This is a genomic window from Halomonas alimentaria (assembly GCF_009902005.1).
In the GTDB taxonomy this organism is placed as follows: Bacteria; Pseudomonadota; Gammaproteobacteria; order Pseudomonadales; family Halomonadaceae; genus Halomonas; species Halomonas alimentaria.
The window spans coordinates 2,436,545-2,452,723 of sequence record NZ_WUTT01000001.1 but is presented as its reverse complement, the minus strand read 5'-3'; the positions used below and the strand labels follow the sequence as shown (position 1 = coordinate 2,452,723).

Below are 16,179 nucleotides of genomic sequence, written 5' to 3'. Positions count from 1 at the left end.
AAGGAGACGACCATGCGTGTCAGGGACGCAGCCACCCGGCGAGATCGCCGCCACTCCACGCTTCGTATCGCCGCCGCCCTGGTCACCGTGTGGCCACTGGGCTCGGTCCTGGCCGAGGAGCTGCCGGTGGAGGCGGTGACCCTCTCCTCCGGTGGCCTGGCCGAGGTTCAGCGCAGCGCTCGCCTGGACGGCGACGGGACCCTCTACCTGGAGGTGCCCCTCGAGCAGGTCAACGATGTACTCAAGAGCCTCGTCGTCCGGGACCCCGGTGGCCGCATCCGGGGCCTCAGCCTCGATGGCCTGGCGACCCTGGAGGAGACCTTCCGTCGGCTACCCTTCGGTCCCGATGACCTGGGCTCGGTGGCCCGCCTGGCCGCGACCCTGCAGGGCGTGGAGGTGCGGGTCAGCTCCGGCGGTCAGCGCCTCGAGGGGCTGCTGCTGGGGGTGGCGGAGAGCGAACCCGACGAGGAGGGGCACCGCGTACGCACCCTTTCGCTGCTCGATGCCGAGGGTGGCGTGGCGACGCTGCGCCTGGGAGATGATGCGCGGCTGGAGGTACTGGATAGTGCCCTGCGTGAACGCCTGGGCGAGGCCGCCGAGGTCAGCGGTCGGGCACGCACCGAGGAGATGCGCCGCATCGCCATCGAGCTCGATGGCGAGGGTGAGCGCGAGGTGTCGCTGACCTATGTGGTGGCCGCCCCGGTATGGAAGAGCGCCTACCGCCTTCTGCTCGAGGCCGATGACGCCGCGCGTCTGCAGGCCTGGTCGGTGGTCGAGAACGCCAGCGGCAGCGACTGGGATGACGTGGCCCTGACCCTCTCCAGCGGCGCCCCGGTGACCCTGACCCAGCGCCTGCTGGAGCGCTACTGGGCGTCTCGGCCGGAGGTGCCGGTCAGCGCCGATGCCACCGCCCCGGTGCGGCCCGACGAGGGTGCCATGGATTCCCTGGGGGGTGCCAAGGCCGAATCCATGATGGCCTATGGTGATGCGGCGGTGAGCCGCAGCGTAGCGGCGCCGGCGGCTCCGGCATCGCGTCCCGAAGTGGTCGAGAGCGCGACTGCCGCCACCTGGCGGCTGCCCGACGCGGTCGACCTCGCCGCGGGGCGCACCCTGTCGCTGCCCTATATCGACGCCGAGGTGCCCGCTCGGCGCGTGTCGCTCTACCAGCCCGAGCGCGGCGAGCGCCATCCGGTGGCTGCGGTTCGCCTGGAGAACACCACCGATGCCTGGCTGCCGCCCGGCCTGGTGACCGTCTACGAGGCTCGGGTCGGCCACGTCGGGGACGTCAACCTGCCCGGCATCCCGGCCGGTGAGTCGCGGCTGGCCAGTTTCGCCGCCGACCGCCAGGTGCGGGTGGTGGAGAGCACCCGTCCCGAGGAGCGGCTCGAGCGAATGGTGATCGTCGACGGCGCGCTGCGCGTCACCCACCAGTCCCGGCGCCTGACCCGCTATGCCGTGGAAAACGATGCCCGCGAGAGCCGTGAGGTGCTGATCGAGCATCCGCGCCGCGAGGGGTGGGAGTTTGCCTCCGACGCCCTGGTCGAGAGCACGCCGAACCATCGTCGCCTGGCACTGACCCTGGCCGCCGGTGAGAGTGGCGAGGTGGAGGCCCTGGAGACGCTGACTCGCCGCCAGAGCGTGGCCCTGGTCGATGCCGGAGTGGCGCAACTGGTGGAGTGGCGCGATGCCGCCGAGGGGGATACCGCCGCGCAGCTGGAGGCGGTGCTGGAGCGGCGCCGGGCCCTGGCCGAGGTGGAGCGTGAACTCGAGCGTATCGAGCAAGGGCTCGGGCGGGCCGGCGAGGGCCAGGCTCGCATCCGCGACAACCTGGCGGTGGTGGGTACCGACAACGAGCTCGGCCAGCGCTACCTGGCCGACCTCAAGGCCCAGGAGGAGCGCATTGCCGAGCTGGAGGATCAGCGCCAGCGCGCCGAGCAGGAGCGAGAGCGGCGGCGCGAGGCGCTGGCCGAGACCCTGCGCCGGCTGCCATGAGGGCGTTGATACGCTCAAGAGGGCGTTGACGGCCGGGGCTTTGCGCGGCGGCCCGCTTTCTATCAGGATGTGATGATAGGATCCGAGGAGAGCGAGACGAACCATGCGTGATTTCCTGACCCGCCTGCCCAAGGCCGAGCTGCACCTGCATATCGAGGGCTCGCTGGAGCCCGAGCTGATGTTCGCCCTGGCCGAGCGCAACGGGATCGCGCTGCCTTATGCCACGGTGGAGGATGTGCGCGCCGCCTACGACTTCTCGGACCTGCAGTCCTTTCTGGACCTCTACTACCAGGGCATGAGCGTGCTGCAGACCGCCCAGGACTTCCACGACCTGGCCATGGACTACTTCCGACGCGCCCACGCCGAGGGGGTGGTTCACGTGGAGATGCACTTCGACCCCCAGGCGCACCTGGCGCGTGGCATCGAGCTTCAGGTGGTGATGGAGGGGCTCTCCCTGGCGCGACGTGAGGCCGCCCGCGAACTGGGGCTCTCCACCGCCCTGATCATGGCCTTCCTGCGCGACCGCGACGCCGACGAGGCGCTCAAGGTGCTGGAGGAGGCCGCCCCCTACTGGGAGATGCTCGACGCCGTGGGGCTGGACAGCGCCGAGCAGGGCAACCCGCCGGAGAAGTTTGCCGAGGTATTCGAGCGGGCCCGGTGCCTGGGTATCCCGCGGGTGGCCCATGCCGGCGAGGAGGGGCCTCCCGCCTATATCCGCGGGGCACTTGACCACCTCGGCGTGTGTCGCATCGACCACGGGGTGCGCTGCCTGGAGGATCCCGAGCTGGTCGCCCGGCTGCGTGATGAGCAGACGGTACTCACCGTCTGCCCGCTCTCCAATGTGCGCCTCAAGGTGGTCGAACGCCTCGAGGATCACCCGCTGCCGCGCCTGCTCGCCGAGGGGCTCAATGTCACCCTCAACTCCGATGACCCGGCCTACTTCGGTGGTGGCATGCTGGAGAACTTCCTCGCCTGCCAGCGTGCCTTCGGCTGGGACGAGGCCACCTTCCGCCGCCTGGCCGGCAACGCCATCGAGGCGGCCTTCGTCGACGAGGCCCGCCGCGACGAGCTGCGCCGGCTGCTGGCCGAGGCGTAGGCGCTGGCTCGCACACTACCTCACGACGAGTGGTGTAACACGGTCGCGAAACACGACGCGGCCCCGGGACAGCTCCTCGGGGCCGCGTTGCATTCCATGTTCCTCAAGGGCCGGGCCGCAACAGCCCGGCGCCAGGGTCACGGCAGGGCCGGCACCTCGTAGTCTGGCTGCTCGCCGGTCAGGCTGTGCAGGAAGGCGGTGATGTCGGCGATGGTCTGCTCCTCGAAGTCGCGACCCAGCATCTCCTTACCCATGATGGCCACGGCCTCCTCGAGGGTCTCGGTGGCGCCGTTGTTCATGTAGGGGTAGGTGACTGCCACGTTGCGCAGGGTCGGGGTGCGGAAGCGATGGCGGTCGCTCTCCTCGCCGGTGACGTCGAAGCGGCCGACATCGGTGGAGCCGGGTACCTGGATGCGGTGGAACTGGCTGTCGGTCAGCGCCGGGCCGCGGTGGCAGGCGATGCAACCGTTGTCCACGAAGGCCACCATGCCGTCCTTCTGCTGGTCGCTCAGGGCGTCCAGATCGCCGTGCAGGTAACGGTCGAAGGGCGAGTCCGGGGTATTGAGGGTGCGCTCGAAGCTGGCGATGGCGTGGGCCAGGTTATCGGCGCTGATCGGGTCCTCATCGTCCGGGAAGGCCGCGGCGAACTTCTGCTCGTAGACCTCGAACCCCTCCAGGCGCTCCAGGGCCTGATCCAGATCCATGGCCATCTCCACGTCGGCCTCGATGGGACCGACTGCCTGGCCCTCCAGGTCCGGCTCGCGGCCATCCCAGAACTGCGAGCCCAGGAAGCCGGAGTTGAGCACCGTGGGGGTGTTGCGCTCGCCGATCTGGCCGTCGTGGCCGGTGGCCCGCGGGATACGGTCGGTCCAGCCCAGCGCCGGGTTATGGCAAGTGGCGCAGCTGATCACCCCGCTGGAGGAGATGCGTGGCTCGAAGAACAGCATGTTACCGAGCTCCACCTTGGCGTCGGTGAGGGAGTTGTCCGCCGGAATCGCCGGCAGGTGCGGCAGCGGTTCGAAGCGGTCGCGATAGTCGCCGAGGCCGTCATCGGCCAGGGCCGGGGTCGAGATGGCGAGGGCCGAACCGATGGTGACGGCCGTGGCCAGCAGGCGCTTGTTGTACATGATGATTCCCCTTTGTGTAATGACCCGTCAGGCAGTGAAGCCGTTAATCGATGGTTAACGTTCTATCAGCCAGTTAGGCAGCTGGCCTGATACTAATCAACCCAGTACAACGGTCGGACAAGGGGGTTGCTTGACCTGCATCAAGAAATTGCCCCGATAGGGATTGCCGTCTGGACCGGTCACGCCGGGTCATGGAAGCTGGCGCGATATTCCTTCCTATGGGAGAGATGCCATGGCCCGTTACCGCTACCCCGTCATTGCCGAATCCGAGGTGACGCCAAGAGAGCTGTTTCGCCAGCGACGGCGCTTTATCCAGGGCGGGGCGGCCCTGGGCGCCGCGGCGTTGGCGCCGGGGCTGCTGCTGCCGAGCAGCGCCTACGCCTGGCAGGAGAGCCTGGCCGACAGGCTCGAAGGCGACCTGCCATCACGTGGATTCGCCGGTGGCGAGACCCTTACGCACCGCAAGGATGCCACCGCCTACAACAACTTCTACGAGCTCGGGGTCCGCAAGAGTGATCCCGAGGTCTATGCCCACAAGCTGATTACCGACCCCTGGTCACTCACCATCGATGGCGAGGTGGGCAAGCCCGGCACCCTGGCGCTGGAGGAGGTGCTGAAGCGTGAGACCCTGGAGGAGCGTATCTATCGGCTGCGCTGCGTCGAGGCGTGGTCCATGGTGATTCCCTGGGTCGGCTTCCCGCTGGCCGACCTGCTCAAGCGCCATGCTCCCACCTCAAGGGCCCGCTACGTGCACTTCGAGTCGATCCATGACCCCGAGAACCTGCGTGGCCAGAAGAGCTCGATCCTCGACTGGCCCTACCGTGAGGCGCTGCGTATCGACGAGGCGATGCATCCGCTTACCCTGCTGGCGGTGGGCATGTACGGCGAGGTGATGCCCAACCAGAACGGCGCACCGATCCGCCTGGTGGTGCCCTGGAAGTACGGTTTCAAGAGCATCAAGGCGGTGGTGCGCATCACCCTCACCGAGGAGCGGCCGGTGAGCGCCTGGATGGAGCAGAACCCCGAGGAGTATGGCTTCTACGCCAACGTCAATCCCGAGGTGGATCACCCGCGGTGGAGCCAGGCCCGGGAGCGGCGTATCGGCGAGCGCGGCAAGCGCGAGACGCTGATGTTCAACGGCTATGCCGAGGAGGTCGCCGGGCTCTACGCCGGTATGGACCTGAACGAGCACTTCTGACGACGGGGAGTCGCATGTCGATCGCCAAGGGCCCGGTGCTGATGTTCCGCCTGCTGGTGCTGACGTCCGGCCTGCTGCCGGCGCTGTGGCTCGCCTGGCGCTGGGGGCAGGATGACCTCGGCGTCGTCCCCGAGGAGGCGATGGTGCACCTGACCGGGCGCATCGGCCTGGCCCTGCTGCTGGCCACCATCGCCTTCAGCCCCGCCTTCCGGCTCACCGGCTGGGTAGGCATCATGATCGCTCGACGCCAGGTGGGGCTATGGGCCTTCGCCTGGCTCTGTGCCCACGCCCTGGCGTGGATGGGGCTGGAACAATACTGGGCCTGGGAGTGGATCTGGCACGACATGCAGGACCTTCCCTATGTGCGCTACGGAGTGGTGGGCCTTGTGTTGCTGGTGCCCCTGGCGCTCACCTCCTTCCGGCGAGTGCGTCAGGCCATGGGGGAGCGCGCCTGGCACTGGCTGCATCGCCTGGTCTACGTCTCGGCGGCGCTGGCTGCCACCCACCTGTGGATCCTGACCCGGGCCGACTATCGCCTGCCGATGCTGGTGGTCGCCGTGGTCGCCGCCCTGATCCTGTTCCGGCTGGTGGATGCCGCCCGCCATCGCCAATAGTGCCTAGTCATGCTGATGCTGGAGCCGGCCGCCTGCCCAGGTCTCGGCCACGCTACGGTCGTCGCCCATCATCATCAGCGCGAAGAGGGTCTCGGCCAGGCTCCGGCTGCGCGCGGTGCGCCGCGCCAGCAGTGGCGTGGCGGCGGGGTCGAGCACCACCAGGTCGGCATCCATGCCCGGCGCCAGGCGGCCGATGCGGTCATCCAGCGAGAGCGCCCGGGCGTTGCCCAGGGTCAGGCCATAGAGGCCCTGCCAGGCGGTGAGCGGCTGGCCGCGCAGCTGGCCCACCTGGTAGGCGGCCTTGAGCGTGGCGAGCCCCGAGAGGTCGGTGCCGCCCCCCACGTCACTGGCGTAGGTGACATTGAGCCCCATCTGCCGGGCGGCCTGGCGGTCGAAGAGCCCGCTGCCCAGGAAGAGGTTGGAGCTGGGGCAGAAGGCGAGGTTGGCGCCGCGCTCGGCGAGCCGCCCGCGCATCTCCTGGTCGAGGTGGATGCCGTGGGCGAAGGTGCTGCGCGGCCCCACCAGGCCGGAGCGCTCGTAGACCTCGAGGTAGTCGCGGCTGCCGGGGAAGAGCTCGGCTACCCAGTCGAGCTCGCCGGTGTTCTCGGCGAGGTGGGTCTGCAGCCAGAGGCTTTCGTCGTTGCGCAGCAGCGCGCCTGTGGCGTCGAGCTGCGCGCGGGTGGAGGTGGGGGCGAAGCGCGGGGTCAGGCTGTAGCCTAGCCGCCCCTTGCCGTGCCAGTCGCTGATCAGACGCTCGCTGTCGCGGATGCCGCCCACGACATCGTCGGTGAGCCCCTCAGGCGCGTGGCGGTCCATCAGCACCTTGCCGGCCAGCATGCAGAGGCCGCGGCGGTGGCTCGCCGCGAAGAAGGCGTCCACCGAGGTGGGGTGGCTCGAGCAGAACACCTGGGCGGTGGTGGTGCCGACCCGCAGCAGCTCGTCGAGGAAGGCCTCGGAGAGTGCGGCGGCGTGGTCGGGGTCGGCGAAGCGCAGCTCCTCGGGGAAGGTGTAGTCGTTCAGCCAGTCGAGCAGCTGTCGCCCGTAGGAGGCGATGATCTCCAGCTGCACGTAGTGGACATGGCTGTCGATAAAGCCGGGGCTGATCAGCTTGCCGCGGTGGTCGACCACCTCGATGCCCGGCGGCAGTTCGGGGGCCAGGGCGGCGTAGTCGTCCACGGCGCGGATGCGGCCGTTCTCGATCCATACTGCGCCATCGGGGTGGTGGCGCACGCTGCCCGGTGCCGGGGTATCGTCGTCGCCGGGGTCGGCATCGAAGCTCAGCAGTTCGGCGCGCAGCACGCGCGAGTCGTTGTTCGTCATCTTTTGGGCTCGTTTGTTACCGCCATCGGGCTCATCCGGCAACAGGCCTTCGAGGAGGCGCTGTGAATCCTTCCCTGGACGCTACATTTGCCATCCTTGGCAAATGACCTCCTCTTCGGCCTATTCCCGGCGCCCGCTGGCCATCGTTGTCGCGGCTCGGTGGATCGTTCGGGGTCGCCGGCTAGAACAGGTCACGCAGCACGGCGGGGTCCAGGCCGCGCTGGTCGGGGCGCTCAGCGTCGGCGGTCAGCGGCAGCAGCTCGGCGAGAGTGGCCAGGGCGATGGCGTAGGGGCGCTTGTCGCCGCCCGTCCCCCCTGTCGACATGCCGATCGGGCAGCGCACCCGGGCCAGCGACTCGGCGTCATGGCCGGCGTCTGACAGCCGCGAGCGGAAGCTGGCCCACTTGCTTTTCGATCCGATCAGGCCCAGCGAGGCCGTGTCGTCGCGCTTGAGCAGGGCGTCCACCAGGTCGCGATCCTCGGCGTGGTCATGGGTCATCACCAAGGCGTGGCTGCCGGCTGGCAGCTCGGCCACGGCGGCGGTCGGGTCCGTGGTGCGCCGGCACTCCAGGCGCGGGATCTCGTCGGCCCAGGCCGGGAAGGCGTCGTCGCGGCTGTCGTGCCAGAGGAGCTGCCAGCCCAGGGGCTCGGCCAGCCGCACGATCTCGCGGCCGACGTGGCCGGCGCCGAACAGCACCAGGGTCACGGGGCTGCCCGGGAAGACCTCGAGCAGCACGTTGACGAAGCCGCCACAGCACTGGCCGCTGCGCCCGCCGAGGCTGAAGGCCTCCAGGCTCATGCCGGGCTCGCCGTGCTCAAGGCGGCGGCGGGCCGCCTCGATGGTCTGCCACTCGAAGGTGCCACCACCCAGGGTATCGAAGACGGCATCCGCGGTGATCACCATCCGCGCCCCGGGCTCCCGCGGGGTGGAGCCGGCGCTGGTCACCTGGGTGGCCAGGGCGTGGGGCACCCCCTCGCGCTGCAGCCGGTGCAGGGCGGCATGCCAGCTCTCGGCATGGGCGCTCATGGCGTCGACTCCCCGCGGTGGCGCAGCGCCTCGGCGGCCATCAAGACCCGCTCCGGGGTGGCCGGGGTGTCCAGCCGCGGCGACTCGCGGTAGTCGGTGAGGCTCGCCAGGGCGTCGCGCAGCGCCGACCATACCGAGATGGCCAGCATGAAGGGCGGCTCGCCCACCGCCTTGGAGCGGTAGAGGCTCGCCATGGAGTTGGGGTGGCCCTCCATCAGCGCGACATTGAAGCGCGGCGGCAGGTCACCGAAGGTGGGGATCTTGTAGGTGGCCGGGCCATCGGAGATCAGTCGTCCGCCCTCGTTCCACCTGAGCTCCTCGCTGGTGAGCCAGCCCATGCCCTGGATGAAGCCGCCCTCCACCTGGCCGGCGTCGATGGCCGGATTGAGGGAGTCACCCACGTCGTGGAGGATGTCGACTCCCTCTACCCGGTACTCGCCGCTCAGGGTGTCCACGCGCACCTCGGCCACCGCGGCGCCGAAGGCGTAGTAGTAGAAGGGGCGCCCCTGGCCAGTCTGGCGGTCGTAGTGGATCAGCGGCGTGGCGTAGAAGCCCTTCTCGGAAAGCGAGACCCGCCCGAAGTAGGCCGTCTGCACCAGCTCGCCCCAGGGGATGCGCCGCTCGCTCTTACCCCAGCCCGCCACCAGGTGGCCGTCCTCCAGGCGCATGCCCTCGCGGTCGAGGGCATGCCCTTGATAAAAGTGCTCGGCGGCGAAGTCGAACAGGCGCTCCTTGAGCCTCAGGCAGGCGTCCCGGGCGGCCATGCCGTTGAGGTCGGCGCCGCTGGAGGCGGCGGTGGGCGAGGTGTTGGGCACCTTGTCCGTGCGCGTGGCGGTAATGCGCACGGCGTCGAGGTCGAGGCCCAGCTCCCGGGCCACCACCTGGCAGATCTTGGTGTGCAGGCCCTGGCCCATCTCGGTGCCGCCGTGGTTGATCTGCACGCTGCCGTCGGTATAGACGTGGAGCAGGGCGCCCGCCTGGTTGAGGTGCTGGGCGGTGAAGGAGATGCCGAACTTCACCGGAGTGAGCGCCAGGCCGCGCTTGACCACCGGGCTCTGGGCGTTGAAGGCGGCGATCTCGCTACGGCGTGTCCAGTAGTCGCTGCTCGCCTCCAGCCGCGCCACCAGCTCATGCAGCAGGCCGAGCTGCTCCACGCTCTGGCCGTAGTGGGTAACGTCCCGACCCTGGCGATAGAGGTTGCGCTTGCGGATGGTCAGCGGGTCCTCGCCCACGCGCCGGGCGATGTCGTCCATGGCCGCCTCGATCACCATCATCCCCTGGGGGCCGCCGAAGCCGCGGAAGGCGGTGTTGGAGGCGAAATGGGTACGCGCCCGGTGGCCGGTGACCCGCGCCTGGCCCAGGGAGTAGGCGTTGTCGGCGTGGAACATGGCGCGGTCGACGATGGCATCCGAGAGGTCCGGCGAGTAACCGCAGTCGCCGATCACGGTGATCTCGCCGCCCTGGATCACGCCCTGCGCGTCCACCCCCAGCCGGTAGCGGTTGTGGAAGGGGTGGCGCTTGCCGGTAACGCGCATGTCCTCGCCGCGGGGCAGGCGCAGCTTGGCCGCACGGCCGGTACGACGGCTGACCAGGGCGGCCATGCAGGCCCAGGGCGAGGCCTGGGTCTCCTTGCCGCCGAAGCCGCCGCCCATGCGGCGCACCTCCACGGTAACCGCATGCAGGGGTACGCCCAGCACCTCGGCCACCAGCTTCTGGGTCTCGCTGGGATGCTGGTTGGAGGTGTGCACCACCACGCCCTCGTCCTCGGTGGGGGTGACCAGGCAGGCCTGGCCCTCCAGGTAGAAGTGCTCCTGGCCGCCGACGAACTGCTCGCCGATCACCGTCAGTGCGGCGTCCTCCAGGCTGGCCGCCCAGTCGCCGCGCTCCTGCACATGTGTGGGGCGCACGAACTCGCCGCGCTCGGTAGCGGCCACCGCATCGAGGCTTGCCGGGTGCTCATCGATCTCCACGACGCCGGCATCAAGGGCCGCCTTCACCGCCTCCCGGGCGGCGCGATGGCTCTCGGCGGCCACCGCGAAGAGCACCTGGCCGGCGTAGCTGACCTCCTCCTCCACGAAGAGCGGGTCGCCGGGGAAGACCGGCCCGATATCGGTGTGGCCGGGCACGTCGGGAAAGCCCACGGCGTCCACCACGCCGGGCAGGGCGCGGACCCGGTCGAGATCGAGGCGGGTCAGGCGGCCATGGGCCACCGGCGAGAGGGCGAGCGCCAGGTGCAGGCAGTCCGCCGGCACCTTGAGGTCGTCGATATAGGCGGCCCGGCCGGTGACGTGCTTGATGGCGCTCTCGTGGGCACGGGCGCTGCCGGCGCCGCCCTGGCCCAGGGTCTCGCGAGCGACCGGGCCCGAGCCCTGGATACGCCCCTCGAGGTCGCGGCGTGCCGCGGCGGCGTTGCTATCGAGGTCATCGGGGCGGGTGTCGGGTGCCTGAGCCGGCGCGGCTTCGGGCGCCTGGGTCGAAAGCCTAGTGAGCGTACGCATCGAGCATCACCTCCCGGGCGCTGGTGGAAGTCGTGTCCTGGCCATCGGCGGTCACCACCAGGCGCAGGCGTTCGAGCAGGTTGGCGGCGGAGAGGCGGCGGTAATCGGCGCTGCCACGCACATCGCTCATGGGCTGGAAGTCCTCCGCAAGGGCGGCACGGGCCGCCGCGAAGGACGCCTCGCTGGGCGCCTGCCCCTCCAGGGCCGCCTCGGCGGCCGCGGCGCGCTTGGGGGTCGCCGCCATGCCGCCGAAGGCGAGGCGCACGTCGCGCAGCACGCCCTCCTCGAGGCGCCAGGCGAAGGCTCCGAGCACCGCAGAGATATCGTCCTCGCGCCGCTTGGAGAGCTTCCAGACCTTCAGGTGTCGTCCCGCCTCTGGCCTGGGCAGGAAGATGGCGCGGATCACCTCGCCTTCGCACTCCCTGTCCTGGTTCAGGGCGGTCTTCTTGTAGTCGAGGAAGAAGTCGTCGAGGGGCAGCTCGCGTTCACCCTTCGGTCCGGCGAGCCACAGCCGCGCGCCCAGGGCGAGCAGCACCGGCGGGGTATCGCCGATGGGGGAGGCGTTGGCGATGTTGCCGCCCAGGGTACCGCGGTTGCGCACCTGGGCCGAGCCCAGACGATGCAGCAGGTGGGCGAAGGCCGGGTAGTGCTCGGCGAGCAGCGGCTCGAGCCGCGCACAGGTCACCGCGCCGCCGATCCACCAGCCGGCGCGGCCATCCGCGAGGGTGGTTTCCTCGAGGGTAGCGAGCTCGGCCACCCGGGTGACGTCTACCACCCGCGGGAAGCGGGCAAGGCGCTGGGTCACCTCGAGCCACAGGTCGGTGCCGCCGGCGACGAGCGGCGCCTCGGGGTGGGCGCGGCGCTCGGCGACCAGTGCCTCCAGGGTCGTGGGCTGGACGAAGGCCGCCTCGGGCGCTGCCTCCTGCGGCGGGGCTGCGGCATCCACGGCGAGGTCGAGCCACTCGGCGCGCGCCTCGGGATAGTCGCCCATGGCCAGCGCCGCATCGCGGATCGGGCGGTAGCCGGTGCAGCGGCAGAGGTTGCCGCCAAGCGCCGCCTCCAGACGCTCCGGGGTCAGGGGCGCCGGACGCTCTCCATCTCCTCGTCGCTGGCTTTCATGCAGGGTGAAGAGCGACATCACGATGCCCGGGGTGCAGAAGCCACACTGGCTGCCGTGGTGCTCGACCATGGCCGCCTGGGCGGGGTGCAGGGTCTCGCCCCGGGCCAGGCCTTCCACGGTGACCAGGGCGCGGCCCTGTAGCTGGTGGGCCGGGGTGATGCAGGCGTTGGCGGCGTGGTAGCGGGTCTTGCCATCGGCATCGGGCTCGCCGATGGCCACGGTGCAGGCGCCGCAGTCGCCAGAGGCGCAACCCTCCTTGGTGCCGGTCTGGCCCAGGGTGTCGCGCAGGAGCTCGAGCACGCTGGTGTCGGGCGAGGCCTCGCACCGGCGGGGCTGCCCGTTGAGCAGGAAGTCGATCATCGTGTTGTCTCTGTTCTTGATTGCGACTGTTGATTGCGACTCGTTGTTGCGACCGTCGATCGCGTCAGGGATTCGTTTCAGGAAGCATCTTGACCATTCGGTCAGGAATGATCTCAGCATGGTCCAGATATGGGTGCTTTGCAAGCTCCCGGGGCATGCGGCAAACTCCCCCGCAACCTTTCATATGGCCAGGAGGCGCTTGATGAGCCAGGGCGATGTCCCCGCGAACCCCAGGGGGGAGGGTGGCAACGGCGCTACCCGAGAGCGCAACGAGCGCGAGATCCTGGCCGCTGCCGAGCGGGTCTTCGCCGCCCACGGCTACCGAGGCGCCAGCCTGGCCACCATCGCCGAGCAGGCGGGGCTGCCCAAGTCCAATGTGCTCTACTACATGGGCAGCAAGCGGGGCCTCTACGTTCGACTGCTGGAGCGGATGATGGCGCGCTGGAACGCCCTGCTCGACGACATCTCGGTGGACGACGACCCGGCCGAGGTGCTGGAGGCCTTCATCCGCAGCAAGATGCAGCTCTCCCGGCGCCACCCCGAAGGCTCGCGGCTGTTCGCCGCCGAGATCCTGGGTGGCGCCCCCTTCCTGCAGGAGTACCTGCGCGGCGACCTGCGCGACTGGGTCCAGGCGCGCGCGGCGATCTTCCGTCAGTGGGCCGAGCGCGGCCTGATGGATCCGGTGGATCCGGTATGGCTGATCTTCCTGATCTGGTCGGCCACCCAGCACTACGCCGACTTCGAGGCCCAGGTGCTCGGCATTACCGACCGCGAGTCGCTCAGCGACGCCGACGTGGAGGCGATCACCGCCTTTTTGACCCGGGTGATCCTCAAGGGGTGCGGCGTGACGTCCAGGCCACAAGGCGCATGATAGGATGGATACGAAACACGGCATGGCCGGTGGAGGGTGAGATGAACACGGCAAAGCAGGATGTACGGCAGATGCTCGAATCGCTGCCCGAGGATTGCTCCCTCGAGGACATCCAGTATCACCTCTATGTCACCGAAAAGGTCCGGCGTGGTCTCACCCGAGCTGAGCATGAGGGGACCTTGAGTCAGGCACAGGTCGAGGAGAGGCTGGCCAAGTGGCTGCAACGCTAGTCTGGTCACCGGAAGCCCTCGAGGACCTTGAGCTGATCGCCGAGTACATCGAGCGTGATTCCGCGTTCTACGCATCGGCAGTGGTCGGCAAGCTGGTGGCCAAGGCGCGCGATATCGCCGAATTCCCCGACAGCGGCCGTGTTGTACCGGAATTCAAGGATCCTACCCTTCGAGAAGCCTTCGTTTATAGCTATCGTCTTGTTTATCAAAGTGGTGATGACACAGTGCTGATTGTTGTCGTCGTGCATGGTAAACGCCTTCTCGAGAACAGCGGTCGCTTCGAGTAAGCCGGCATGACGTCACTTCCCATCGAGTCCCGTCTGCCCGCCATCCAGGCGGCCCTGGCCGATCATCCCCGTGCGCTGCTGGTGGCCGAACCCGGCGCCGGCAAGACCACCCGGGTGCCGCTTTCGCTGCTCGAGGCGCCATGGGCCCGCGAGGGGAGGTTGTTGCTGCTGGAGCCGCGGCGGGTAGCGGCGCGCCTGGCCGCCGGCTTCATGGCCGAGAGCCTGGGCGAGCGGGTCGGGGAGACCGTCGGCTACCGCATGCGCGGCGAGAGTCGCGTCGGCCCGCACACCCGCCTGGAGGTGGTCACCCAGGGGGTGCTGACCCGGATGCTCCAGGAGGACCCGCTGCTCGAAGGCGTGGCCGGCATCCTCTTCGACGAGTTCCACGAGCGCAGCCTGGAGGCGGACCTGGGCCTCGCGCTGGCGCTTGATGCCCAGTCGGTGCGCGACGACCTGCGCCTGCTGGTGATGTCGGCGACCCTGGATGTCGAGGCCCTGCTCGGGGTGCTGGGGGAGGCGACCCCGGTGATCGACTGCCCCGGGCGCAGCTACCCCGTCGAGACTCGCCACCGCGCCCTCAATGCCCGCGACGACACCGCCCCCCAGCAGGCCCGTGCGCTGCTCGAGGCCATGGCGGCGCAGGCAGGCGATGCCCTGGTGATCCTGCCCGGGGTGGCGGAGATTCGCCGGCTGGCCCGGGAGCTCGCCGGCCGGGCGCCTGAGCTTGTCGTGATGGAGTTGCACGGCCGCCTGCCGTTGGAAGCCCAGCGCCGCGCCCTGCGCCCGGACCCCGAGGGGCGCCGGCGAGTGGTGCTGGCCACCGCCATCGCCGAGTCCAGCGTCACCGTGGATGGCGTGCGCCTGGTGATGGACGCCGGTCAGGAGCGGGTGCCGGTGTTCCAGCCCAGGAGCGGCCTGACGCGGCTCGAGACCCGCCGCGTCAACCGCGCCAGCGCCGACCAGCGCCGTGGCCGCGCCGGCCGCCAGGGGCCGGGCCTCTGCCTACGGCTGTGGGCCGAGGAGCAGCCGCTGGTTCCCCATGGCGAGCCGGAGATCCGCCAGGCCGATCTGGCGCCGCTCGCCTTCGAGCTGGCCCGTTGGGGCATCACCGACCCGAGCCAGTTGGCCTGGGTGACTCCGCCGCCCGAGGCGGCGCTGGCCGCCGGGCGCGAGCTGCTGCATCGCCTGGGCCTGCTTGACGACGCCTTCCATCTGACCGAACCGGGGCGCTCCGCCGCCCGCTGGCCGACCCACCCGCGCCTGGCGGCGATGCTGGAGCGCTCCCATGGGCTCGATGCGCTGCCGCTGGCCTGTGCCCTGGTGGCACTGCTGGAGGAGCGCGGTGGTGACGAGGAGCGCGACCTGGAATGGGCGCTGCAGTCGCGGTTGCGTGAGCCCCGCAGATATCGTCAGTGGTGGCGCGATGCCGAGCGCCTGGCCCGGACCGCCGGTGTGCCCCTCGAGGTGGCGAGCCTGGCTCCGCTGGGGGAGCTGCTGGCCGTCGCCTACCCGGAACGCATCGCCCAACGCCTGGACGCCCCGGGCCGCTTTCGCCTGGCTTCCGGGGGGCTGGCGACCCTGACGGAGGCGCACCCCCTGGCCCACGCCGATCTGCTGGTGGCCGCCGAGCTCTCCGGCGAGGCGAGCGGGGCGCGGATCTACCGGGCGGTGGGGCTTGGCGTCGAGCGCCTGGCGGCGCTCTATCCCGAGTGCACCGAGTGGCGCCCACGCCTGGAGTGGTCCGATGAGCAGGGCCGCCTTGTCGGCGAGCAGGTGCGCGGCCTGGGGGCGGTGGTGCTCGAACGCCGCCCGCTCCAGCGGTTGCCTGCCGAGGCGGTGCGCGAGGCCCTGCTCGAGGCGCTACGCCGCCGCGGCCTGCCGCGGGACGAGTCGCTCACCCAGTTGCGCGGCCGCCTGGCGCTGCTGCGGGCGACCCTGGGTGATGACTGGCCGGAGGCCAGCGAGGAAGCGCTGCTTGCGACCCTCGCGAGTTGGCTCGCCCCGCACCTCGACGGTATCACGCGCCTGGAGGCCGTGGAGCGCCTGCCGCTGGCTCGCCTCTTGCTGGACACCCTCGACTGGCCGCTGCGCGCCCGGCTCGACGAGCTCGCCCCCGAGCGCCTGGCGGTGCCCAGCGGTGCCCGACACCGGGTCGACTACGCCCCCTGTCTGGAGGGCCAGTCGCCGGTGCTGGCGGTGAAGCTGCAGGAGTGCTTCGGCTGGCACGCCTCGCCGCGGGTTGCCGACGGGCGCGCGGCGGTGCTGCTGCACCTGCTCTCGCCGGCGCGGCGCCCCCTGCAGGTCACCGCCGACCTGGCGAGCTTCTGGGCGGGCGGCTACGCCGAGGTGCGCCGCGAGATGAGGGGGCGCTATCCCAAGCACCCCTGGCCCGAGGACCCCACTACCGCCGAGGCCACCGCCCGCACCAAGCGCCGCTAG

The 16,179-nt window shown here is 70.2% G+C and carries 13 protein-coding genes; 8 read left to right on the top strand and 5 right to left on the bottom strand.

Annotated elements, in window-relative coordinates; all coding sequences use genetic code 11:
* The first annotated feature begins 12 nt into the window (after window positions 1–12).
* A complete protein-coding gene (locus GRB96_RS11610) occupies window positions 13–1,992 on the top strand; it encodes a DUF4139 domain-containing protein (protein WP_161432296.1) in 1,980 nt (659 codons plus the stop codon).
* A 103-nt stretch (window positions 1,993–2,095) separates the two neighbouring features.
* Entirely contained in the window at window positions 2,096–3,088 is a 993-nt protein-coding gene (locus tag GRB96_RS11605) for an adenosine deaminase (protein WP_161432295.1), read from the top strand.
* A gap of 137 nt (window positions 3,089–3,225) precedes the next feature.
* Here GRB96_RS11605 and GRB96_RS11600 read toward each other — a convergent pair whose 3' ends face one another.
* Window positions 3,226–4,215, bottom strand: a complete 990-nt coding sequence (locus GRB96_RS11600) for a cytochrome-c peroxidase (protein ID WP_161432294.1) — start codon at window positions 4,213–4,215, stop codon at window positions 3,226–3,228.
* Between the two features lie 232 nt (window positions 4,216–4,447).
* Here GRB96_RS11600 and msrP point away from each other — a divergent pair, with 232 nt between their 5' ends.
* A complete protein-coding gene (gene msrP, locus GRB96_RS11595) occupies window positions 4,448–5,413 on the top strand; it encodes a protein-methionine-sulfoxide reductase catalytic subunit MsrP (protein ID WP_161432293.1) in 966 nt (321 codons plus the stop codon).
* A gap of 14 nt (window positions 5,414–5,427) precedes the next feature.
* The gene (locus GRB96_RS11590; RefSeq protein WP_161432292.1) at window positions 5,428–6,027 is read left to right on the top strand and encodes a protein-methionine-sulfoxide reductase heme-binding subunit MsrQ; all 600 of its coding nucleotides are present in this window, start codon (window positions 5,428–5,430) and stop codon (window positions 6,025–6,027) included.
* A 3-nt stretch (window positions 6,028–6,030) separates the two neighbouring features.
* Here the strand turns inward: GRB96_RS11590 and guaD are convergent, their stop codons facing one another.
* From guaD to xdhA, 4 genes are all read right to left on the bottom strand, one after another.
* The gene (guaD, locus tag GRB96_RS11585; RefSeq protein ID WP_161432291.1) at window positions 6,031–7,347 is read right to left on the bottom strand and encodes a guanine deaminase; all 1,317 of its coding nucleotides are present in this window, start codon (window positions 7,345–7,347) and stop codon (window positions 6,031–6,033) included.
* A gap of 181 nt (window positions 7,348–7,528) precedes the next feature.
* Entirely contained in the window at window positions 7,529–8,374 is an 846-nt protein-coding gene (xdhC, locus tag GRB96_RS11580) for a xanthine dehydrogenase accessory protein XdhC (RefSeq protein ID WP_161432290.1), read from the bottom strand.
* On the bottom strand, window positions 8,371–10,872 hold the full coding sequence (gene xdhB, locus GRB96_RS11575; RefSeq protein WP_161432289.1) for a xanthine dehydrogenase molybdopterin binding subunit: 2,502 nt from the start codon (window positions 10,870–10,872) through the stop codon (window positions 8,371–8,373). The genes xdhC and xdhB overlap by 4 nt, the downstream gene beginning before the upstream one ends.
* The gene (gene xdhA, locus GRB96_RS11570; protein ID WP_161432288.1) at window positions 10,856–12,352 is read right to left on the bottom strand and encodes a xanthine dehydrogenase small subunit; all 1,497 of its coding nucleotides are present in this window, start codon (window positions 12,350–12,352) and stop codon (window positions 10,856–10,858) included. The genes xdhB and xdhA overlap by 17 nt, the downstream gene beginning before the upstream one ends.
* A gap of 202 nt (window positions 12,353–12,554) precedes the next feature.
* Here xdhA and GRB96_RS11565 point away from each other — a divergent pair, with 202 nt between their 5' ends.
* From GRB96_RS11565 to hrpB, 4 genes are read left to right on the top strand one after another with little or no spacing between them, the layout of a single operon-like run.
* On the top strand, window positions 12,555–13,223 hold the full coding sequence (locus tag GRB96_RS11565; protein ID WP_023007013.1) for a TetR/AcrR family transcriptional regulator: 669 nt from the start codon (window positions 12,555–12,557) through the stop codon (window positions 13,221–13,223).
* A 41-nt stretch (window positions 13,224–13,264) separates the two neighbouring features.
* Window positions 13,265–13,453 (top strand): hypothetical protein, encoded by a 189-nt coding sequence (locus tag GRB96_RS11560; protein ID WP_161432287.1) that lies wholly within the window; start codon window positions 13,265–13,267, stop codon window positions 13,451–13,453.
* Window positions 13,438–13,740, top strand: a complete 303-nt coding sequence (locus GRB96_RS11555) for a type II toxin-antitoxin system mRNA interferase toxin, RelE/StbE family (protein WP_161432286.1) — start codon at window positions 13,438–13,440, stop codon at window positions 13,738–13,740. The genes GRB96_RS11560 and GRB96_RS11555 overlap by 16 nt, the downstream gene beginning before the upstream one ends.
* A 6-nt stretch (window positions 13,741–13,746) precedes the next feature.
* On the top strand, window positions 13,747–16,179 hold the full coding sequence (hrpB, locus tag GRB96_RS11550) for an ATP-dependent helicase HrpB (RefSeq protein WP_161432285.1): 2,433 nt from the start codon (window positions 13,747–13,749) through the stop codon (window positions 16,177–16,179).

Bases quoted from the DNA above. Each gene is read 5' to 3' on its own strand.
- GRB96_RS11610 (WP_161432296.1), top strand. From the start codon at position 13: ATGCGTGTCAGGGACGCAGCCACCCGGCGAGATCGCCGCCACTCCACG.
- GRB96_RS11560 (WP_161432287.1), top strand. From the start codon at position 13,265: ATGAACACGGCAAAGCAGGATGTACGGCAGATGCTCGAATCGCTGCCC.
- GRB96_RS11565 (WP_023007013.1), top strand. From the start codon at position 12,555: ATGAGCCAGGGCGATGTCCCCGCGAACCCCAGGGGGGAGGGTGGCAAC.
- GRB96_RS11590 (WP_161432292.1), top strand. From the start codon at position 5,428: ATGTCGATCGCCAAGGGCCCGGTGCTGATGTTCCGCCTGCTGGTGCTG.
- hrpB (WP_161432285.1), top strand. From the start codon at position 13,747: ATGACGTCACTTCCCATCGAGTCCCGTCTGCCCGCCATCCAGGCGGCC.
- xdhC (WP_161432290.1), bottom strand. From the start codon at position 8,374: ATGAGCGCCCATGCCGAGAGCTGGCATGCCGCCCTGCACCGGCTGCAG.
- xdhB (WP_161432289.1), bottom strand. From the start codon at position 10,872: ATGCGTACGCTCACTAGGCTTTCGACCCAGGCGCCCGAAGCCGCGCCG.
- GRB96_RS11605 (WP_161432295.1), top strand. From the start codon at position 2,096: ATGCGTGATTTCCTGACCCGCCTGCCCAAGGCCGAGCTGCACCTGCAT.
- xdhA (WP_161432288.1), bottom strand. From the start codon at position 12,352: ATGATCGACTTCCTGCTCAACGGGCAGCCCCGCCGGTGCGAGGCCTCG.
- guaD (WP_161432291.1), bottom strand. From the start codon at position 7,347: ATGACGAACAACGACTCGCGCGTGCTGCGCGCCGAACTGCTGAGCTTC.
- GRB96_RS11600 (WP_161432294.1), bottom strand. From the start codon at position 4,215: ATGTACAACAAGCGCCTGCTGGCCACGGCCGTCACCATCGGTTCGGCC.
- msrP (WP_161432293.1), top strand. From the start codon at position 4,448: ATGGCCCGTTACCGCTACCCCGTCATTGCCGAATCCGAGGTGACGCCA.